This is a genomic window from Hansschlegelia zhihuaiae, assembly GCF_004103825.1.
Lineage (GTDB): Bacteria > Pseudomonadota > Alphaproteobacteria > Rhizobiales > Methylopilaceae > Methylopila > Methylopila zhihuaiae.
The window spans coordinates 1-19,025 of record NZ_RYFI01000028.1; the positions used below are offsets into that span (position 1 = coordinate 1).

18 protein-coding genes and 1 pseudogene are annotated in these 19,025 nt (G+C 69.2%); 12 read left to right on the plus strand and 7 right to left on the minus strand.

What is annotated here, in order from left to right:
• Positions 1-56: 56 nt before the first annotated feature.
• Positions 57-476 (plus strand): annotated as a pseudogene (locus EK403_RS23705) (hypothetical protein); the annotation flags it as partial.
• A gap of 45 nt (positions 477-521) precedes the next feature.
• On the opposite strand, the gene EK403_RS20420 reads toward EK403_RS23705, so the two are convergent.
• From EK403_RS20420 to EK403_RS20430, 3 genes are all read right to left on the minus strand, one after another.
• Positions 522-917, minus strand: a complete 396-nt coding sequence (locus tag EK403_RS20420) for a hypothetical protein (RefSeq protein WP_128779303.1) — start codon at positions 915-917, stop codon at positions 522-524.
• Positions 918-988: 71 nt separating this feature from the next.
• The gene (locus tag EK403_RS20425) at positions 989-2,665 is read right to left on the minus strand and encodes a hypothetical protein (RefSeq protein WP_128779304.1); all 1,677 of its coding nucleotides are present in this window, start codon (positions 2,663-2,665) and stop codon (positions 989-991) included.
• 399 nt (positions 2,666-3,064) lie between these two features.
• Positions 3,065-3,817: a 3-oxoacyl-ACP reductase family protein gene (locus EK403_RS20430; protein ID WP_128779305.1), complete on the minus strand. Its 753-nt coding sequence runs from the start codon at positions 3,815-3,817 to the stop codon at positions 3,065-3,067.
• A 181-nt stretch (positions 3,818-3,998) separates the two neighbouring features.
• Here EK403_RS20430 and EK403_RS20435 point away from each other — a divergent pair, with 181 nt between their 5' ends.
• Both EK403_RS20435 and EK403_RS20440 read left to right on the plus strand, forming a co-directional pair.
• Positions 3,999-4,574, plus strand: coding sequence for a TetR/AcrR family transcriptional regulator (locus EK403_RS20435; protein ID WP_245479824.1), 576 nt, complete (start codon positions 3,999-4,001; stop codon positions 4,572-4,574).
• 93 nt (positions 4,575-4,667) lie between these two features.
• A complete protein-coding gene (locus EK403_RS20440) occupies positions 4,668-6,530 on the plus strand; it encodes a tetratricopeptide repeat protein (RefSeq protein WP_128779307.1) in 1,863 nt (620 codons plus the stop codon).
• Between the two features lie 99 nt (positions 6,531-6,629).
• Here EK403_RS20440 and EK403_RS20445 read toward each other — a convergent pair whose 3' ends face one another.
• Positions 6,630-7,178: a hypothetical protein gene (locus EK403_RS20445; RefSeq protein WP_128779308.1), complete on the minus strand. Its 549-nt coding sequence runs from the start codon at positions 7,176-7,178 to the stop codon at positions 6,630-6,632.
• A gap of 200 nt (positions 7,179-7,378) precedes the next feature.
• Between EK403_RS20445 and EK403_RS20450 the strand changes: the two genes are divergently transcribed.
• Both EK403_RS20450 and EK403_RS20455 read left to right on the plus strand, forming a co-directional pair.
• Positions 7,379-8,389: a 4-(cytidine 5'-diphospho)-2-C-methyl-D-erythritol kinase gene (locus tag EK403_RS20450; RefSeq protein WP_128779309.1), complete on the plus strand. Its 1,011-nt coding sequence runs from the start codon at positions 7,379-7,381 to the stop codon at positions 8,387-8,389.
• A 13-nt stretch (positions 8,390-8,402) separates the two neighbouring features.
• Positions 8,403-8,723: a YnfA family protein gene (locus EK403_RS20455; RefSeq protein ID WP_128779310.1), complete on the plus strand. Its 321-nt coding sequence runs from the start codon at positions 8,403-8,405 to the stop codon at positions 8,721-8,723.
• 47 nt (positions 8,724-8,770) lie between these two features.
• On the opposite strand, the gene EK403_RS20460 is transcribed toward EK403_RS20455, so the two are convergent.
• On the minus strand, positions 8,771-9,790 hold the full coding sequence (locus tag EK403_RS20460) for a polyprenyl synthetase family protein (protein WP_428979634.1): 1,020 nt from the start codon (positions 9,788-9,790) through the stop codon (positions 8,771-8,773).
• A gap of 572 nt (positions 9,791-10,362) precedes the next feature.
• Here EK403_RS20460 and EK403_RS20465 point away from each other — a divergent pair.
• Together EK403_RS20465 and EK403_RS20470 are read left to right on the plus strand one after the other, a co-directional pair.
• A complete protein-coding gene (locus EK403_RS20465; protein WP_128779311.1) occupies positions 10,363-10,593 on the plus strand; it encodes a putative signal transducing protein in 231 nt (76 codons plus the stop codon).
• Entirely contained in the window at positions 10,590-11,360 is a 771-nt protein-coding gene (locus tag EK403_RS20470; protein WP_128779312.1) for a tRNA1(Val) (adenine(37)-N6)-methyltransferase, read from the plus strand. The genes EK403_RS20465 and EK403_RS20470 overlap by 4 nt, the downstream gene beginning before the upstream one ends.
• A 213-nt stretch (positions 11,361-11,573) precedes the next feature.
• Here EK403_RS20470 and EK403_RS20475 read toward each other — a convergent pair whose 3' ends face one another.
• Positions 11,574-11,885, minus strand: a complete 312-nt coding sequence (locus tag EK403_RS20475) for a hypothetical protein (protein ID WP_128779313.1) — start codon at positions 11,883-11,885, stop codon at positions 11,574-11,576.
• A gap of 227 nt (positions 11,886-12,112) precedes the next feature.
• Here EK403_RS20475 and EK403_RS20480 point away from each other — a divergent pair, with 227 nt between their 5' ends.
• The 4 genes from EK403_RS20480 to EK403_RS20495 all read left to right on the plus strand — a co-directional run bounded on the left by EK403_RS20480 (position 12,113) and on the right by EK403_RS20495 (position 14,939).
• Positions 12,113-12,997 carry a S49 family peptidase gene (locus tag EK403_RS20480; protein ID WP_128779314.1) on the plus strand — a complete coding sequence of 295 codons (885 nt, stop codon included), beginning with the start codon at positions 12,113-12,115 and terminating at the stop codon, positions 12,995-12,997.
• An 85-nt stretch (positions 12,998-13,082) separates the two neighbouring features.
• On the plus strand, positions 13,083-13,271 hold the full coding sequence (locus tag EK403_RS20485; protein ID WP_128779315.1) for a hypothetical protein: 189 nt from the start codon (positions 13,083-13,085) through the stop codon (positions 13,269-13,271).
• Positions 13,272-13,324: 53 nt separating this feature from the next.
• Complete coding sequence (locus tag EK403_RS20490) at positions 13,325-13,906, plus strand: EF-hand domain-containing protein (protein WP_164919701.1); 582 nt, start codon at positions 13,325-13,327, stop codon at positions 13,904-13,906.
• A 109-nt stretch (positions 13,907-14,015) separates the two neighbouring features.
• Positions 14,016-14,939, plus strand: a complete 924-nt coding sequence (locus tag EK403_RS20495; RefSeq protein ID WP_128779317.1) for a glycine--tRNA ligase subunit alpha — start codon at positions 14,016-14,018, stop codon at positions 14,937-14,939.
• A 251-nt stretch (positions 14,940-15,190) separates the two neighbouring features.
• On the opposite strand, the gene EK403_RS20500 is transcribed toward EK403_RS20495, so the two are convergent.
• A complete protein-coding gene (locus EK403_RS20500) occupies positions 15,191-16,204 on the minus strand; it encodes a TerC family protein (RefSeq protein ID WP_128779318.1) in 1,014 nt (337 codons plus the stop codon).
• A gap of 281 nt (positions 16,205-16,485) precedes the next feature.
• Between EK403_RS20500 and glyS the strand changes: the two genes are divergently transcribed.
• Positions 16,486-18,984: a glycine--tRNA ligase subunit beta gene (gene glyS, locus EK403_RS20505; protein ID WP_128779319.1), complete on the plus strand. Its 2,499-nt coding sequence runs from the start codon at positions 16,486-16,488 to the stop codon at positions 18,982-18,984.
• The last annotated feature ends 41 nt before the right edge of the window (positions 18,985-19,025 follow it).

The following is a 19,025-nucleotide window of genomic DNA, read 5'->3' on the forward strand; positions in this document are numbered from 1 at the left end:
CGATCATCGCGGCCACCGTCACCTACTGGTGCAATTGAGTCCGGACCCTAGGCGACGACAGGCTGTGGGGCCGAGGCGGCGACGACGCGTTGATGGGCGGGATCGGCGACGACAGGATATCGGGCCGAAGCGGCGACGACACGCTGATCGGCGGAGAGGGCGCGGACCAGTTCGTGCTGGTCTTCGGACCCGGGGTCGGCGGCGCGGACGTCGTCGACGACTTCACGACCGGCGTCGACGTGCTCCACCTTGCGGGCAAGAAGTTCAAGGAGCTCCCGAACGGCGCGCTCGACGCGGCGGCGTTCCGGGCGAGCGCCGACGGCGTCGCGCAGGACGACGACGACCGTGTGATCTACGAGACCGACACCGGCCTGCTGACCTACGACCGCAACGGCGTCGAGGCCGGCGGCGTCACGCTCATCGCCATGCTCGACGCGGGCCTCGCGCTGACGGCCGACGACTTCCGCGTGGTGTGACGGGGGGCGGGCCCTCGAGAGTCACGCGGATCGAAGGCGGCCAGCTCAGCGATCGTCGAGCGCGCGCGCGCAGAGAATGTCGATCAGCGTCACTGCGCCCACGATCGCGACCGCGGCGATCGCGGCGTCGCGCTTCGGGTTGTCGCGCCTCAGCGCCGGCGCGAGCGCCCAAAGGTCCGCGATGTCGCCGGCGACCCGCGCCCAGATCCAGAGCGAGCGCCCGCGGCCGCGCCGCCAGCCGAACAGTCCTGCGCCGGTCGCCATCTCGCGGGCGCCGAAGCCCTTCAGGAAGGTGTGGTTCTGCTCGAGCCCGACGGAGCGGGCGAGGGCCCCGGGGCGCGCCAGCTCGAACGCGGCGAGAGCGAGTTGCGCGAAGCCGAGGCCCGTCGTGAAGCGCTCCGCCTGCCGCTTCGAGGGGACCTTCAGGACGGGGAGGGCCATGTCGCATCTCGCGCAAAGAACGGGGACATGTCTGTTTGGGGCGCGGAGCGCGCCCGTCCAGTGCCTTGCGCCTACTGGACCTCGGTCGCAGGATCGTCCTTCGCCGCGTGGGCGGTCTGATTGTTCAGCCCGTTGACGAAGCTGCGGACGTAAGGCCGCGGCGCCAGCGACAGGTCCATAAGCCCGCCGGTGTTGATCATCGTCTTCGCCTTGGGGACCGACAGGGCGGTTTCCCAGCCATGGGTGTCGATCAGCGGATACATCGTGTAGCCGAGCATCGGCACGCCGTCCTCCATGGCGGCGGCGCATTCGAGCAGCAGCTGATTATGCCAGCGCGCCCCATAGGCGTAGAACGGCGTGCCGGTCTCGCCGATCATCATCGGCAGACCGTAGCGCTGGTGGTAGTCGTGGATCAGGGCGTAGAGCCCGCGCCGCTCGGCGACCTGCGACTGCGCGGCGTAGAGCTGCGGCTCGGGCGAGAGCCAGGCGCCGCTCGCGCCCTTGGCCTCGTTGTGCGCGTAGTAGTCGGCGGCGAACACGGTGGCGTCGGCCATGGCGACCCCATAGGTCTCCCTGAGCTCATTGTGCAGCTGCACAAGCTGCTCGATCAGCCCGGCGAGCCGGTCGCGGCGCAGGTCCTGCCCGTCCTCGTCATGGTCGTCGAACACATAGGCGTCGAGCAGCCATTGGATCTGGCCGCGGCGCGCCGGGTCCTTGCGCCGCGCCTCGCGGCGGAGCTCGGAAAGCGGGGCCGTCCGCAGCCTTTCCAGGTCGATTGCGGCGAGCCAGTCCTTGCCGAGAATCAGGTCGCTCGGGAAGAAGCGGGTGAAGCGGTTGAAGTCGCTCTTGCCGGGTTTGTAGACCGCAGCCTCGGTGTGCATGAAGAACAGCTTCGCGCCGGTCTCACGAGTCACGGCCTCGATCGCCGTCCGCGCCTTCACGGCCGCGACTGCGATCGCGAAGGCCCGCTCGACGTAGTAACGGCCATGCCGCGGGTCGCCCCATCCGGGAAACGCGCCGTGCCACATCTGCGAATTGAAGCCGACCGTGGTCTCGGGCTCGTTGACGATGGTCACGGCCTTCAGCGCGCCGCCGTAGCGGCGCACGGCCTCGGCCGAGAAGCGCGCGAAATAGTCCGGCCAGTCAGGATGGAGGTAGTAGCTGCCGTCGGGGTCGGTCGCGCCGTCGAGGCGGACCGTGCGGAAGCGATCCTCGACGCCGAAATGGTGGAGGTCGAGGCTCAGATTTAGGCCGGCCTGCGCGAGGTCCGCCACGAAGGCGTCGTGCGCGGCCCAGCTTTCCGGGCTGTCGAGGTCGATCTCATGGTTCGACAGCCCGATCCGGACGTTGACGAGCCCGAGATTCTGCAGGGCCTCGATGGTCGTCCGGCGCTTTCCGGCGTCGAACATCCCGGCGTCGCGCAGCGAATTCCAGCGGTAGCGCTCCTGCTGCGTCAGCGGATTGCCGGTCTCTATCCCGGTCCAGAGCAGGCTGGCGGGCGAATTCTCGCCGATCGCGGCCTCATAGAGCGCGACGGTCGCGGCGTTGCGGCGCGCTTCGTCCGGGGTCGGCCGGCGGGCCGGCTTCCGCAGAGGCTCGAACGCTGCCGGCGAGACGAATTCGGCGTCCGGATCGACCTCGGCGGGGATGACGCGGATCTCGTCCTGCTTGCGGGAGGCCCAGTCGCCGAGCCAGGCGTGCTGGGCGAAAACCGGGGTGGGCGCGGCGCAGAGCGCGCAGGCCAGCATCGCCCCAGCCAGGGGGCCGCATCGTAGACTCGCCAAACATCCCCCTTCTCGCAGATGCGAGATGATTCTTTTGCAACTGCGCGAGGATGGCAGCGAGCCGGCTCACGAGGAACTCACAACGGCGTCCGGTCACGCGGTTGTGCGGTAGCAGGATGCGGGAGATGCAGGCGGTGGAAGACGTCTTCCGACGCGTCGTTAAGATTTGGTTGACCATGCGAACGACGCCGGTGCGGCCGAGCCTCCGCGCTCATGTCCCGGCCTTGAGCCGGGACCCATCAACGCCGCGCTTGCCGGCATGGCGGCTGGACGGGGCCGCATCGACCGGCGACGCCGCGCCGGAGGGGTCCCGGCTCAAGGCCGGGACGTTGGAGCGGCGTGACCCGGCTCGAACCTTCCGGCTCAGGCGTTGACGCCGCCGTCGAGCGTGATGCGCGCGCCGGTCACGTAATGGCCCTCGGGGCTCGCGAGCCAGGCGACCGCGGCCGCGATGTCCTCGGGCTTGCCGTATTCCGGAATGGCCATCCGGGCCCGCTGGCCGTCCGCCATCTCGCCGTCGGCAGGGTTCATGTCGGTGTCGACGGGGCCGGGCTGGACGACGTTGACCGTGATCCCGCGCGGGCCGAGGTCCCGGGCCAGCCCCCTGGTGAAGATCGCGACCGCGCCCTTGCTCGCCGAATAGACCGAGAGGCCGGGGAACGGCACGGTCTCGCCGAGGCAGGAGCCGATCGAGATGATGCGGCTCGTCCTGTCCGGCATGTGCTTCGCGGCCGCCTGCGAGGCGACGATGACGCTGCGGACGTTCACGTCGAGCGTCAGGTCGATGTCCTCGAGCGTCCAGTCCGGCACGTCGCCGCCGCGCGCGACGCCGGCGTTGTTGACCAGAATGTCGAGCCCGCCGAGTTCCGACACGGCGCGCTCGACCGAGGCCTTGACGGCCGCCGCGTCGGCGCTGTCGGCCTGGATCGCGACGGCCTTGCGGCCGATCTCGCCCACGACGGCTTCGGCCTTCTCGGCCGAGCGCTCATAGGTGATGGCGACGTCGGCGCCTTCCTGGGCGAGCCTGAGCGCGATCGCAGCCCCGATGCCGCGGCTCGCGCCGGTGACGAGCGCCTTCTTGCCGGTGAGGCGCTTCGGTCCTTCATAGTTCGACATGGTGTTCGCCTATTTGTGTGTCGGTTGATACAGAAATCAGTTTGACGTATTGCGCCGCCCCGTCAAGGGAATTATATGTCGATCGCTACAAAATTTTGGCGGAGCTGGACCGGCGTTGAACGGGCGGGCCATGCGGGGACGTCCACGGGCGTTCGACCGCGATCAGGCGCTGAGGCGCGCAATGGAGACGTTCTGGGCGCTCGGCTATGAGGGCGCCTCGATGGCGGAGCTCACCCGCGCCATGGGGATCGGTTCGCCAAGCCTCTACGCCGCCTTCGGCTCCAAGGAGGCGCTGTTCCGGGAAGCGACCGCGCTCTACGAGCGTGAGGTCGGCGCCGAGCTCTCGCAAGCGATCGCCGAAGCGCCGACGGCCAAGGAGGCGGTCGCGGCCTTCCTCGGGCTTTCGGCGGAAGCGCTGGCGCGGCCGGGCCGGCCGCCAGGCTGCATGATCGTGCTGACCGCGATGTCGGGCCACGGCGCCTGCGAGGCGACGCGCGCCGAGCTCAAGACCCGCCGCGCAGGCTCGGCCGCGGCGCTCGAGGCCCGGCTCGCCCGGGCGGTCGCACGCGGAGAATTGCCCGAGGGCCTCGATCTCGCCGCGATCTCGCGCTTTTACGTGACGGTGCAGCAGGGCATGTCGATCCAGGCGGTCGACGGCGCGTCCTTCGAGACGCTCCGGGACGTCGCCGACGCCGCGATGGCCGCCTGGGACAGGCTGACGGCGACGCCCGACGCGGATCGAGCGGCGGTCGCCTGACGGGCTTGTGGCTCAGCGCCGACGCGTCCATCCTGCGCCAGACGAGACCCCGCGCCGCGTGGCGCGGCCGACGCATCGGAGGATTTCAGCCTCGTGACCGTCCCGCTCAGGCGCCTTGCGCCGTTCGCCTTCGTCGCCGCGCTCGCGGCCGCGGCGCCGCCCGCGCTCGCCAATCCCGTCGACGACGCCGAACTCCTCGCCTCGCGCGCCTCGCTGTCCGGCAATTATCTAGCCGGGCGCGTGGCGGGCTCGCAGCGCGACGCCTCCGCGGCCGCGGCCTTTTTCCGCGCGGCGCTGCGCGACGACCCGCGCAATCCCGAACTCGTCGAACGCACCTTCCTGCTGACGCTCGCCGAGGGCGACGGCGACGCCGCCATGCGGCTCGCCGAGCGTGTTGTGGCGACCGACCCGTCGAACCGGATCGCCCGCCTTGCGCTCGCGGTCCGGGCGATCCGCACGCACAATTACGGCGCGGCCCGCCATCACCTGTCGCGCGGCGCCAAGGGGCCGCTCGCCGACCTCACGGTCCAGCTGCTGACCGGCTGGTCGTGGCTCGGCTCCGACCAGACCGGCAAGGCGCTCGACGCCGTCGACAAGCTGCAGGGCGCCGACTTCTTCGGCACCTTCCGGGACTATCACGCGGGCCTGATCGCCGATCTTGGCGGCCGCAAGGAGGAGGCGGGCAAGCGTCTCGATTCGGCGCTCTCCGGCGACGGCTCGGCGCTCCGCATCGCGCAGGCGGTCGCGGCCTTCCGGGCCCGCAACGGCGACAAGGCCGGCGCCATGAAGGCGCTCGCCGAATTCGAGAAAACCGCGCCGCGCCACCCCCTGATCCGCGAGACCAAGACGCAGATCGAGCAGGGCAAGGAAGCCAAGCGCGCGGTGCGCGACGCCTCCGACGGGGCGGCCGAGGTGCTCTACGGCATCGGCGGCGCGCTCGGCCGCCAGGGCGGCGAGGATTTGTCGATCGTCTATCTGCAGCTCGCGCTCTATCTCGAGCCCGACCATCCGATGGGGCTGGTGACGCTCGCCGACCTCTACGACCAGCTGAACCAGTATCAGGACGCGATCGACGTCTACGCCCGCGTGCCCGACGGCTCGCCGCTGAAGCGCAACGCCGAGATCCAGAGCGCGATGGACCTCGACCGCCTGGAAAAGACCGAAGAGGCCAAGAAGCGCCTCACCAAGCTGATCGAGGCCGATCCGACCGACCAGGAGGCGATCGTCGCGCTCGGCAACATCGAGCGCTCGCGCGAGCAGTTCAAGGAGGCGGCCGAGACCTATACGCGGGCGATCGACCTGATCGAGAAGCCGCAGCAGGGCAAGGCGCCCGCAGCCGACGATCCGAAGGCCGCGCCCAACGCGCTCGCCGCCGGCCCGGCCCAGCCCTCAGCCGCCTCGACCGGCGCGGAGGCCGGCGCCGCGCCGGTCCGCGACAAGAGCAACTGGTCGCTCTACTATGTGCGCGGCATCGCGCATGAGCGCTCGAAGCAGTGGCCGAAGGCCGAGTCCGACCTCAAGATCGCGCTCGAGCTCGCGCCCGACCAGGCGCTGGTGATGAACTATCTCGGCTATTCCTGGATCGACCAGGGCGTCAACCTCGACGAGGGCATGAAGCTCATCAAGAAGGCGGTCGAGCTGAAGCCGGACGACGGCTACATCGTCGACAGCCTCGGCTGGGCGCATTACCGGCTCGGCAAGTTCGACGACGCCGTGCGCGAGCTTGAGCGCGCGGTCGAGCTCCGGCCGCAGGATCCGGTGATGAACGACCATCTCGGCGACGCCTATTGGCGCGTCGGCCGCAAGCTCGAGGCCCGCTTCCAGTGGAGCCACGCCAAGGAGCTGAAGCCCGAGCCCGCCGAGCTGCCGAAGATCGAGGCGAAGCTTCGCGACGGGCTGCCGGACGACAGGAAGACCGGCACGGCCGAGGTGAAGGAGAAGCGCGAGGGCGGGTGAAGGGCCGGGTCTAAGCGGTCTCCGCCGAGCTGAGCTTTGATCGCCGTGGACTGCTGGGGCGGCCACGGCGATCTCGTTGGAGCGGCTATTTCCGGCGCGTCAGAGGCACTGGATGATGCAACCGCCGGCGCAGGCGAGCCAGCATTGCCAGTTCCCTCCGCAATACAGACATTGAGGGGCGCACTGTTTCAGGCAGTCCCAGTTGATGAGCGCCTGGATTCCCCTGTCTGTCTCGCCCAAATCTATCGAGATCGAGCAGCCGGAAGGGTTCGAGATGTCCAGGCACTCGATGCGGATCTTGCCCTTTATCTTCAGCGGTCCGTCACCCAACGGCGAGATCTCAAAGCATATCTCGACTTCGATCTTTGGATAATCGAGATCGAATTTGCACAGATCAAGATCGAGAATGTTGAACGTGCCGGCGCGCTGAAAAAAGACAAGACTTTTCTTGTCGTTTTCGTCGGAGCTCAGTATCTCGAGGGCGAGATTGGGCCCGACAGCCAACAAGGAGGTCTGCAAGTTCGGGTTGTCGAAGGCGGCTTGGTTGAAGGTGCGCGCCCGCTCGGTAAGAAGTTGAACAGATGTCGCATTGTACCGGACAGGCCCATTCGAGCCGTCACCGCCGCAACCGCATCCATGTCCTGCCATTTGATCGCCTCCTTGCCCGCAGCGCTTGCGTTCCTGCAGCGCTTTATACTACTGGTTGTAATGCGGTCCTTGAGATCTGAAAAGTTGTTTTTTTCAGTTTATGATTGTCTCTCGCTCAGTTTGGAGCCGAGTGCTTGGTTACGGTCAGGCCACGGCGGGGCCGGGCGCCGGCGGCAGTCATGAGAAGCGGTTCTCGACCCATGCTCATCCGCGAGCGCGCAGCTGCAAAGGTGAACCTCACCCTCCATATCCACGGCCGCCGAGCCGACGGCTTTCATGAGCTCGATAGTTTCGTTGCCTTCGCCGGCTGCGCGGCCGACGCCTTGACGCTCTCGCCAGCTCCGGCGCTCGGCTTGCACGTCGTCGGCCCTTTCGCGGCCGCGGCGGGGGAGGGCGGCGACAATCTCGTGCTAAAGGCCGTCCAGGCCGCCACCGAGCGGATCGATGGGCTGAAGCTCGGCCTATTCTCACTCGTGAAGCGTATCCCGGTAGCGGCCGGGCTAGGCGGCGGCTCGGCGGACGCCGGCGCCGCCCTGCGGCTGATCGCCGAAAAAAACGGTCTCGCGTTGAACGATCATAGGTTGCATTGCGCGGCCGCGGCGGTCGGCTCTGACGTCCCCGCATGTCTTGGGTCGCGCGCGGCGCGCATGACGGGGCGAGGGGAAAAGATCGATCTTCTGAAAGACTTCGCCCCGATTCCGGCCGTGCTTGCGAACCCAATGAAGGCATTGTCGACTGCCAAAGTGTTTTCCGCGCTGGCGCTGCGATCGGGAGAAAGCCTCGACGCCGCCGCGCCCCTCCCCGCTCCGCGGCAGCGGGGAGGGTGGACCGGAGCGCCGGCGCTGAGCCGGGGGGGGATCGGGGGCGTCGAGCGCGGTCCAAGCGTTGGACTTGATAATGCGCGATTCCCACCCGACCCGGTTGGCGCCGGGCCACCCTCACATTTCCAAGGGGAGGGGTCGGCGGCTGCGATTGACGTCATTCTCACTGGCCGCAACGATCTGGAGCTTCCCGCCCGCGCGCTGATGCCGGAGATCGCCCTCGGCCTCGACGCTCTGTCTGCCTCCGAGGGCTGCCGGCTCGCCCGCATGTCGGGCTCCGGCGCGACCGTGTTCGGCCTTTATGACGACCAGCGCGCTGCGCGCCGCGCGGCCCGCGCGCTTCACAAGTCGCTGCCGGGATGGTGGATAAGGCCGACCCTGCTCCGGTGAAGGCCGAGATTCCATGACGCCAGCGATCTATGCCGCCGCGGCCCTCGCCGAGATCGCCGGCTGCTTCGCGTTCTGGGCGGTGCTGCGGCAGGGCGCGCATCCCGGCTGGCTCGCGGCCGGCCTCGTCTCGCTCGTGGCCTTCGCCTGGCTCCTCACGCTGGTCGAGGTCGAGGCCGCTGGCCGCGCCTACGCGGCCTATGGCGGCGTCTATGTCGCGGCCTCGCTCGCCTGGCTCTGGGCGGTCGAGGGCGTCAGGCCCGACCGCTGGGACCTGATGGGCTCGGCGATCTGCGTGGCCGGCGCGGCGGTGGTGCTGTTCGGGCCGAGGGGGTGAGCGCGGCCGGAGAGGCGTCTGAGCTACAGCTGCGGTCCGCGCGCCCCTCAATGCGCCCGCGACGTGACGAACTCCACGACGTCGACCAGCGCCTCGGCCTCGGCCCGTCCGCGGAAGATGCCGAGCGCGTCCCTGGCGATCGCGCCGTAGTGGCGGGCGCGAGCGATCGTGTCGTCGATCGCGCCGTGCTTCGTGAGCAGCCGCATCGCCTCGGAGAGGTCGGAATCCTCAGCCTCGCCGTTCTCGAGCGTGCGCTTCCAGAAGGCGCGCTCCTCCGCCGTCCCGCGCCGATAGGCCAGCACCACCGGCAGCGTGATCTTGCCCTCGCGGAAGTCGTCGCCGACCTTCTTGCCGAGCTTGGCCTCGCGCCCGCCATAGTCGAGCGCGTCGTCTACGAGCTGGAACGCAATCCCGAGATTCATGCCGTAGCTGCGCGCCGCGGCCTGCTCTTCGCGCGGCCGGCCCGCGATCACCGGCCCGACCTCGCAGGCGGCGGCGAACAGCTCGGCGGTCTTGCCCCGCACCACGGCGAGATATTCGTCCTCGGTGGTCGCGGTGTTCTTGGCGGCGGCGAGCTGCATCACCTCGCCCTCGGCGATCACGGAAGCGGCCTCGGACAGGATCCTGAGCGCCTCGAGCGAGCCGACCTCGACCATCATCTTGAACGCCTGGCCGAGCAGGAAATCGCCGACCAGCACGCTCGCCTCGTTGCCCCAGAGCATGCGGGCCGCGAGTTTTCCGCGCCGCATCTCGGAGCCGTCCACCACGTCGTCGTGCAGCAGCGTCGCGGTGTGCATGAACTCGACGGCGCTCGCGAGCTTCACGTCGCCGTCGCCGCGATAGTCGGAGAGCGCCGCGGTCGCGAGCGTCAGCATCGGCCGCAGGCGCTTGCCGCCCGAATTGATCAGGTGGTTGGCGACCTCGGGAATCATCGCGACCTCGGAGCCGGTGCGCGACAGGATGAAGGCGTTGACGCGGCCCATGCCGGGCGAGACGAGTTCGACGAGCGCCGCAAGTCCGTCGGACTCCGCCGGCTGCCGTCCCTTCAGAGGGGTCACCACGCCCAAACCACGCCGCTCCTGAAATGCCCGCAAGGTCAGGGCGCGGACCGTATCGGGCGCCCGCGAGGCGGGCAAGCCGGATTTCCCCCGCGTCGCTCAACCGGAGCCTGGGCCTGTCGTGCTGCGTGCTTCGAGACGCCCGCCGATTGCGGGCTCCTCAGCATGAGGACGTGGGAGGATGCCAATTCACAACGCTCCTCATGCTGAGGAGCGTCCCGAAGGGACGCGTCTCGAAGCACGCAGTATGGCCGCCGCCAGTCGGAAGCAGTTCCACGATACGAGGCAGGGACAGCCTCAGCCGCCGAGCATGGCGCGGGCGGCGAACAGCTTCTCGGAAGCGATCAACAGGAGCAGCAGGGCGAACATCAAGGCGGTCAGCTCGGTGCGCATGGCAGGCTCCGTCGTCTCAACGCGTCCCGGAGCCGTGAATGCCTGCGTCGGCGGGCCGAAGTTGGGCGCGTTCGGGGCATTTTTCGCCTTATCGGTAAAACCCCGCTAACCATGGCGGCGCGCCGCTGCGATTTGCCCTCCGGCCCCGCTCGCCCAATCTTTCGGGGGGCGCATCGCGAGGACCCGATTTGCAAGAGATCATCCGCTCCAACGACCCCGTGCTGCTGTCCTTCGTGCGCGCGACGCTCGAGGCCGAAGGCGTCGAGATCCTCGTGCTCGACGGCAATATGAGCGTGCTCGAAGGCTCGCTCGGCATCCTGGCGAGCCGCGTGCTGGTTCACGAGGAGGACGCGCCGCGCGCCCGGCGCGCGCTCGAGGACAGCGGTCTTTCGCACGAACTTCGGCCCGAGACGCCGTGACGGCGGACCCGTCTCCGGACGAGCTTTCGGACGATCTGTTCTTCGGCGGCCGGCTGCGCCTTCTTCAGCCGCGGACGGGCCATCGCTTCGGCGGCGACGCCGCGCTGCTGGCCGCAGCCGTCCGCTCCCGGCTCGCCGACGGCGCGTCGATCGCCGATCTCGGCGCCGGCGTCGGCCCCGTCGGTCTCGCGCTCGCCGCGAGCGGGGCGGGGCGGGCGACCCTGGTGGAGGTCGACCCCCGCCTGTCGGCGCTTTCCGACGAGAACGCGCGGCGCAACGGCCTTGCGGACCGCGTCGCCTGCGTCGCCGCCGACGTCGCCTCGGTCGGCCGCGCCGGCGGACCCGCGGCGCCGCGCGGCTTCGACCTCGTCGCCATGAACCCGCCCTTCGACGACGGCCGCCGCTTCCGCGTCTCGCCCGACGCCGCCAAGGCCCGCGCCCATCATGACGCGGGAGAGGTTCTCGATGTCTGGGTGAAAGCCGCGGCGCGGCTGCTGAAGCCCGGCGGCTCGCTGGTCATGATCCACAGGCCGGAGGCGCTTAGCGCTCTGCTCGCCGCGCTGGAGGGTCGCTTCGGGGAGGCGAGGCTGCGCCCCGTTCATCCCCGCGCAGACGCGCCGGCCGCCCGGCTGCTGATCGCGGCGCGGGCCGGTCGTCGCGCGCCGCTCGCGCTGCTGCCCCCGCTCGTGATGCATGAGCCGGACGGCGGCTTCAGCGCGGAGGCCGACGCTGCGCAGCGCGGAGAACTGCCGATCGCGATGGAGTAGCGGGACGCTGTGGTCCCGGCCTTGAGCCGGGACCCATTCAGCGCCTCGAAGAAGGATCGAGGCGGATCGGGAGGCATCTAGCGCAATGGTCCAGCCGAATGAGTCCAAGGCCGGGACGTCGCGCTCCGACCTCGCTTCGCGTCGACGTTAAAAGACCGGAGACGATCACCTCGTCCCCGGTCTTCGGTCAGCTTGCGAAGGGGGTCGCGAAGGTCAGCCGCAGACGCGGCGGCCCCAGCGGTTGATCCAGCAGCGCCGGTAGTAGCGCGGGGCGGGCGCGACATAGACGCCGATCGCCGGACGCCGATAGGCGCGGTAGCCATAGGGCCGCCGGTAGGCGTAGGGGCGATAATAGCGCCTGCCGCCGTGATAGCGGCGGTAGTAGACCGGCGTGTAGCCGGCATGGACCGGGCCGACGCCCACTCCGATGCCGACGGCGACGCCCGCCTGAGCGGGGGTCGTGGGCGCGGCGGCCAGGAGGCCGGCGCCGGCGAGAGCTGCTGCGAGGACGTAATTGCGGACCATACTCATAATCCTCCTCGGATGAAAAACCCGCAGGGCCGCGACGGAAAACATACTCCTTCCGGCGCCTCGTCCCCCTCTCCGCACCACGCGGAGCCGACACGGGTTCCGATTTGCTTCGAAGATAAAGGCTGGCGGCTTAACCGGGTCTGAGATCGCCATTCACAGGGCGTTCATCGCCCTCTGCGTCCCCGTTGTGCCGGCCGTCTCCAGCGCTATCTCCTGAGCCCATGAACGCAAGCATCGGGCCCTCCCTGCGCCGCCTCGTCAATCCGATTCTGCCGGCAGGCTTAAAGGACGACAGACCGGTGGTGCCGGTCGTCCGCCTGCAGGGCGCGATCGGAATCGGAACCCCGATGAAACCGGCCCTGACGCTCTCCGCCGTGGCCGGCCCGCTCGAGAAGGCCTTCGCGGTCAAGGGCGCGAAGGAGATCGCCCTGGTGATCAACTCGCCGGGCGGCTCGGCCGCTCAGGCGCATCTGATCTATGCGCGGATCCGCCAGCTCGCGAAGGAGAAGGACCTCGGCGTCGCGGCCTTCGTGGAGGACGCCGCCGCCTCGGGGGGCTACATGATCGCATGTGCGGCGGATGAAATAATCGCCGACCCGGCCTCCATCGTCGGCTCGATCGGCGTGGTGTCGGCGGGCTTCGGCTTCGACCGCGCGATCGAGCGGCTGTCGATCGAGCGCCGGCTCTATGCGTCGGGCGAGAACAAGGCGATCCTCGACCCCTTCAGCCCGGAGAAGGCCGAGGACGTCGAGCGGCTGAAGGACATCCAGCGCGAGATCCACGAGCTGTTCATAGCGCTGGTGAAGGAGCGGCGCGGAAAAGCGCTGTCCGACGACCCGGAATTGTTCACCGGCGCCTTCTGGACCGGGCAGACGGGCGTGAGCCTCGGGCTGGTCGACCGGGTCGGCGACATCCGCACGACGATGCGGGAGCGCTGGGGCGAGAAGGTCGACCTCCGCGTCATGACGCCGAAAACGTCGCTGCTGAGACGCCTCATGGGCAAGGGCGAGCCGTCGGGCGTCGGCGCTTCCCTGGCCGCGGGCCTCGCCGAGGAGACGCTGGCGGCGATCGGAGCCCGTGCGTATTGGGCGCGGCTCGGCCTGTGATCCCGCCTTCATCCCGCCGCCATCGACCGTAAGTTAACCTCCTGCGGCCGCGCCGGCCGCTTTCGCCAGTTTCCGGAGCGTCTGAATGCCGCCCCTGATCGTCCTCGCCGCCGCGGCCGCCGGCGCGCTGTTCGGCGTGAAGGCGCTGAAACGTGAATGGGTTCGGGTCAACGCCCGCCTCGAGGAGGCCGAGCGGGCCGAAGCCGCCGTGGATCGCGCCAAGCGGCCGACGCTGAAGCGCGACCCTACAAGCGGGGAATGGCGGCCGGAATGACCCGTCCCGGCCGCGCCGGACGACTTCGCGTCGCCTCACCAGAAGGAGATTTCATGATCAGGCAGTTTTCATCGATCGCAGCGATCGCGGTCGGAATGATCTTCGCGGCCGCCGCGGCCCAGGCGCAGGGCCAGCAGGCCCAGGGCGCCCGCGGCGGCGGACTGGTCAAGACCTTCGAGAGATTGGACAAGAACCGTGACGGCGTGGTGGACGCCGAGGAGATCAAGGCGCCGGGCCAGAAGTTCTTCAAGCGCGCCGACACGAATGGCGACGGGACCATCGACGAAAGCGAGGCGAAGGCGCTTCAGGACAAGAGGTCGGCCAAGAACGAGAAGGCCGGCGCGCGGATCGCCGCGCGGTTGAAGAAGGCCGACGCCGACAAGGACGGCAAGGTCACCGAGGCAGAGGCGGACAAGACCCCGCGCTGGTTCGAGCGCGCCGACAAGGACCGCGACGGCAAGGTCACCAAGGCCGAGATCGACGCCCTCGCCGAGAAGCGCGCCGAGAAGCAGAAGGACAAGGCCGCCAAGGCCGACGGCGCCAAGAAGGCGGGCGACGCCGACAAGGCCGGCAAAGCCGATGACGCGGACGACGACGCGGCTGACGACGACGACATGACCGACGACGCGAAGTGAGTCGGCCGGGGGGGGCAAGGCGTCGGCCGCCGACGCGGCGCGCCTTGACCCTCCCTGACCCCGCGACTAGCGTCCGCGCGCCCTCCCGACCGGACGCCCGACGCATCCCATGACCGACGACCCCTTGAGCCCCAAGAGATCCTTCCAGGGGCTCATCCTCGCGCTGCAGCGTTTCTGGGCGGCGGAGGGCTGTGTCATCCTGCAGCCCTACGATATGGAGGTCGGCGCGGGGACGTTCCATCCCGCCACGACGCTGCGCGCGCTCGGCCCAAGACCCTGGAAGGCCGCCTATGTGCAGCCCTCGCGGCGGCCGAAGGACGGCCGCTATGGCGAGAACCCCAACCGCTTCCAGCACTATTACCAGTTCCAGGTCATCCTGAAGCCGTCGCCGCCGGACCTGCAGGAGCTCTACCTCAGGAGCCTCGAGGCGATCGGGATCGACAGGAAAGTCCACGACGTGCGCTTCGTCGAGGACGACTGGGAGAGCCCGACGCTGGGCGCCTGGGGGCTCGGCTGGGAGTGCTGGTGCGACGGCATGGAAGTGTCGCAGTTCACCTATTTCCAGCAGGTCGCAGGCGTCGACTGCGCGCCGGTGTCGGGCGAGCTGACCTACGGGCTCGAGCGGCTCGCCATGTACGTTCAGGGCGTCGACCGCGGCTTCGACCTCAACTTCAACGGCCGCGAGGGGGCCGAGAAGGTCACCTATGGCGACGTCTTCCGGCAGGCCGAGGAGGAGTATTCCCGCTTCAATTTCGAGCACGCCGACGTCGAGATGCTGAAGCGCCATTTTCGCGACGCCGAGGCCGAGTGCCAGGCGCTGCTCACGGCCGGGGACAAGGACGGCCGCCACGAAATGGCGATGCCGGCCTACGACCAGGCCATCAAGGCGAGCCACGCGTTCAACCTGCTCGACGCCCGCGGCGTGATCTCGGTGACCGAGCGCCAGAGCTATATCCTGCGCGTCCGCGACCTCGCCAAGGCCTGCGGCGCGGCCTGGCTCAAGACCGAAGCGGGTGGAGCGGCGGCGGCGTGAGCGACGCCCGGCGCCGTCGCGCCCGACGGAGCCCGGCATCCACGAACTCCTGAGATCACGGGGCTCTGCGCCAAGTGGTGGGGACCGAAGGCGGTCAGGACGGAGGCTGGGTCGTCCGTTCGGCTCCTCACCGAATTTCCGCTCCCCTCGGCCGCACGGCTTCGCCTCGCGACCTCTCCCCGTCGGGGAGAGGTGAGAGCCGGCGCGCCCTTTCTCCACTCTCCCCGACGGGGAGAGATCGAATGACGGCGTCATCCGGGTGAGGGGGCGCCTGTGTTCAGGTTCTCCCGCTCAGCGCCCGGCCTCGTCCTCCACAGCGAATAGCCGAAACCCGCCGCGAGGATCGCGACTGTGATGCCGAGCGACCATTCGGCGGGGAACTTCTGCCAGCCGAGAAGGTCGGCGACGAAAATCTTCGAGCCTATGAAGACCAGCAGCGTCGCGAGCGCATGCTTCAGGTGCTTGAACCGCGCCATGGCGGCCGCCAGCGCGAAATAGAGCGCGCGAAGTCCCAAGATGGCGAAGATGTTGGAGGTGTAGACGATGAACGGGTCGGTCGTGATGGCGAAGATCGCCGGCACGCTGTCGACCGCGAAGATCACGTCGGCGATCTCGATCATCAGCAGCGCGAGGAACATCGGCGTGGCGTAGAGCGCCGCCTTGCCGGTCGCTGGGTCCGGCAGGCGCACGAAGAAGCGGTCGCCGTGCAGCGCGTCGGTCGTGCGCAGGCGGCGCTTGGCGAATCTCAGCAGCGCGTTCTGCGAGAGGTCGGTCTCGGCCTCGCCCCAGAACATCATCTTCACGCCGGTCGCGATCAGGAAGGCGGCGAAGACATAGAGGATCCAGCCGAACTCGCTGACGAGCGTGGCGCCGACGCCGATCATCGCGGCGCGCAGCACCACAACGCCCAGAACGCCCCAGAACAGCACGCGGTGCTGCAATTCGCGCGGGATGGCGAAGAAGCCGAAGATCATCGCGATGACGAACACGTTGTCCATTGCGAGCGACTTCTCGACCACGAAGCCCGTGACGTAGGCGACGGCCGCCTCCTCGCCGAGCTGGCTCCACACGAAACCGCCGAAGGCGAGGCCGAGAGTCACGTAAAAGGCGGAGAGCTTCAGGCTCTTGGCGACGCCGATCTCGCGGTTTCCGCGGTTCAGAACGCCGAGGTCGAGCGCCAAAAGCAGCAGGACGACGGAGAGGAAGGCCAGCCACATCCAGGCGGGCTGGCCGAGAAAGTCGGCGGCAGGCAGGAGTTCGATCATTGGCTCCTCACGCGAACGGGTGAAGGCAGCCGACGACCGTTTCCGGGGCAGGGGCAGAGGCCGGGCGCGTCGTCGGGCTAGCCCGACGCGGTCCGACATCACGGCGCGATCGACGCGTCGTCAGAGGGGCCCGGTCCGCAGGCCCGATATGGCGGGGCGGCATGGCCGCGCAAGCCGCGCCACGATCACGGTTGCGTTGTGGACAGGCGGCGCCGGGGTTTGTACCACCCGCGGGCCCTGTTCAGCCCTGTCCGCCCGCTCGCGCCGGGCCGGAGCGCGTGATGCCCGACCTCCTGCTCGAACTGCTCTCCGAAGAGATTCCCGCGCGCATGCAGGCGCGGGCCGCGGATGACCTGAAGCGGCTCGTCACCGACGCGCTGGTCGAGCGCGGCCTCGTCTACGAGGGCGCCAAGGCCTTCGCGACGCCGCGGCGGCTTGCGCTGGTGGTGGGCGGCCTGCCGGCCCGCCAGCCGGACAGGACGGAGGAGCGCAAGGGTCCCCGCGTGGGCGCGCCCGAAAAGGCGGTCGAGGGATTTCTGAAGGCCGCAGGGCTGTCCTCGATCGACGAGGCGGTCGTGCAGCCCGACCCGAAGGGCGATTTCTACGTCGCCCGCATGTCGCGTCCCGGGCGCCCGGCCACCGAGGTGATCGCCGAGATCCTGCCCGACATCGTCCGCTCGTTTCCCTGGCCGAAATCGATGCGCTGGGGCTCGGGGACGCTGCGCTGGGTGCGCCCGCTGCATTCGATCGTCGCGACCTTCGGGGTCCCGCAGGAGGATCCCGAGATCGTCCGCTTCGAGGTCGACGGCATCGTCTCGGGCGACGAGACGCGCGGCCACCGCGTCCATGCGCCGGAGCCGTTCCGCGTGCGCCGCTTCGAGGATTACGAGGCGGGGCTGTTGAAGGCCCATGTCGTGCTCGACCCGGAGCGCCGGCGCGACGTGATCCGCGCCGACGCCAGGACGCTCGCCGAGGCCCAGAACCTCGAGCTGGTCGAGGACGAGGCGCTGATCGAGGAGGTCGCGGGGCTGGTCGAGTGGCCGGTCGTGCTGATGGGCGAATTCGACGAGGCCTTCCTGGAGGTCCCCGACGAGGTCATCCGCGCGACGATCCGGGCGAACCAGAAATGCTTCGTGCTCCGCCGCGGCGAGGAGCTGGCGCGGCCGACCGCCGGCGGCGGACGGGTCGGGGTCGGGTTCGGATCGCTGACGAAGCAGAAGCCGGGCGTCGCGGCGCCCGCGCCCGTCCCGGAGACGCCGGGCTCGAGAAGCAGGCTCGCGAGTCGCTTCGTCCTGGTGGCGAATCTCGAGGCCGCGGACGGCGGCGCGGCGATCGTGCACGGCAATGAGCGCGTGGTCCGGGCGCGGCTCGCCGACGCCCGCTTCTTCTGGGAGACGGACAAGAAGACCAGGCTCGAGGACCGGCTCGAGAAGCTGAGGTCCATCACCTTCCACGAGAAGCTCGGCACGCAGTTCGAGCGCGTGGAACGGATCGCGCGGCTCGCGAAGGAGCTCGCGCTCACGCTCTGGGGTGATGAGGCCTTGGCGTCGAATGCGGAAACGGCCGCACGCCTCGCCAAGGCCGACCTCGTCACCGAGATGGTCGGCGAGTTCCCCGAGCTGCAGGGCCTGATGGGGCGCTACTACGCCGAGGCGGAAGGGCAGGACCCCGAGGTCGCGGCGGCGATCGAGGAGCACTACCGGCCGCAGGGCCCGTCCGACCGCGTCCCGACCGCGCCGGTCTCGATCGCGGTCGCGCTCGCCGACAAGATCGACACGCTGGTGGGCTTCTGGGCGATCGACGAGAAGCCGACGGGGTCGAAGGATCCATTTGCGCTGCGGCGCGCTGCGCTCGGCGTGGTGCGGATCGTGCTGGAGAATGAGCTGCGGCTTGAGCTTGAGCCGGTCTTGTTCATTGCCAGTGCGCTCACGCGCATGCATGCGTACTTCACGGTAAGAACGGAGACGTACGAAGAACTCGAAGATCTTTCTTCCGTCTTCGGTGAGATTGGTCGACTTGCGGAAACCTACGCAGGATCGACAAAGGCGGTTGATATTGAGAACGCTGAAGAGCAATTCGGGGACCTTTCAATCGGCCTTGATCTCTTGGTCTTCCTCGCCGACCGCCTGAAAATCCAGCTGCGCGAGCAGGGCGCGCGGCATGATCTGGTCGACGCCGTCTTCGCGTCCGGCGCCTCTTCACCTCTCCCCGGCGGGGAGAGGTCGCTCGGCGACAGCCGAGCGGGTGAGGGGGCCTCGTCCTCTCCGGAAATGCCGGTCCCCCTTCACCCGGCGCTTCGCGCCGACCTCTCCCCACAGGGGAGAGGTGAAGGCCGCGCCGCGTCGTCCGCGAACGACGACCTCGTCCTCGTCGTCCGGCGCGTCGAGGCGCTGGGAAAACTGCTCGAGACCGAGGACGGCAAGAACCTGCTCGCGGGCTATCGCCGCGCGGCGAACATCCTCCGCGCCGAGGAGAAGAAGGACGGGGCCGGGGCCTTCGATGGCCAGCCGGACGGCGCTCTCCTGAAGGAGGCGGCCGAGATCGACCTGTCGGCGGCGCTCGACGTCGCCGAGCCGGCCGCGGCCGACGCGCTTGCCCGCGAGGATTTCGCGGCCGCGACGGCGGCGCTTGGAAGCCTTCGTCCCGCAGTGGACGCCTTCTTCGACCTGGTGACGGTCAACGATCCCGACCCGGCGCTCAGGGCGAACCGGCTTCGACTGCTCGCGCGCCTGCGCCGCGCGACGCGCGCTGTCGCGGATTTCGACCGCATCGCGGGGTAGGCTGCCGACGGGCCTCCTCCACCATGGCTATCGCCATGGTC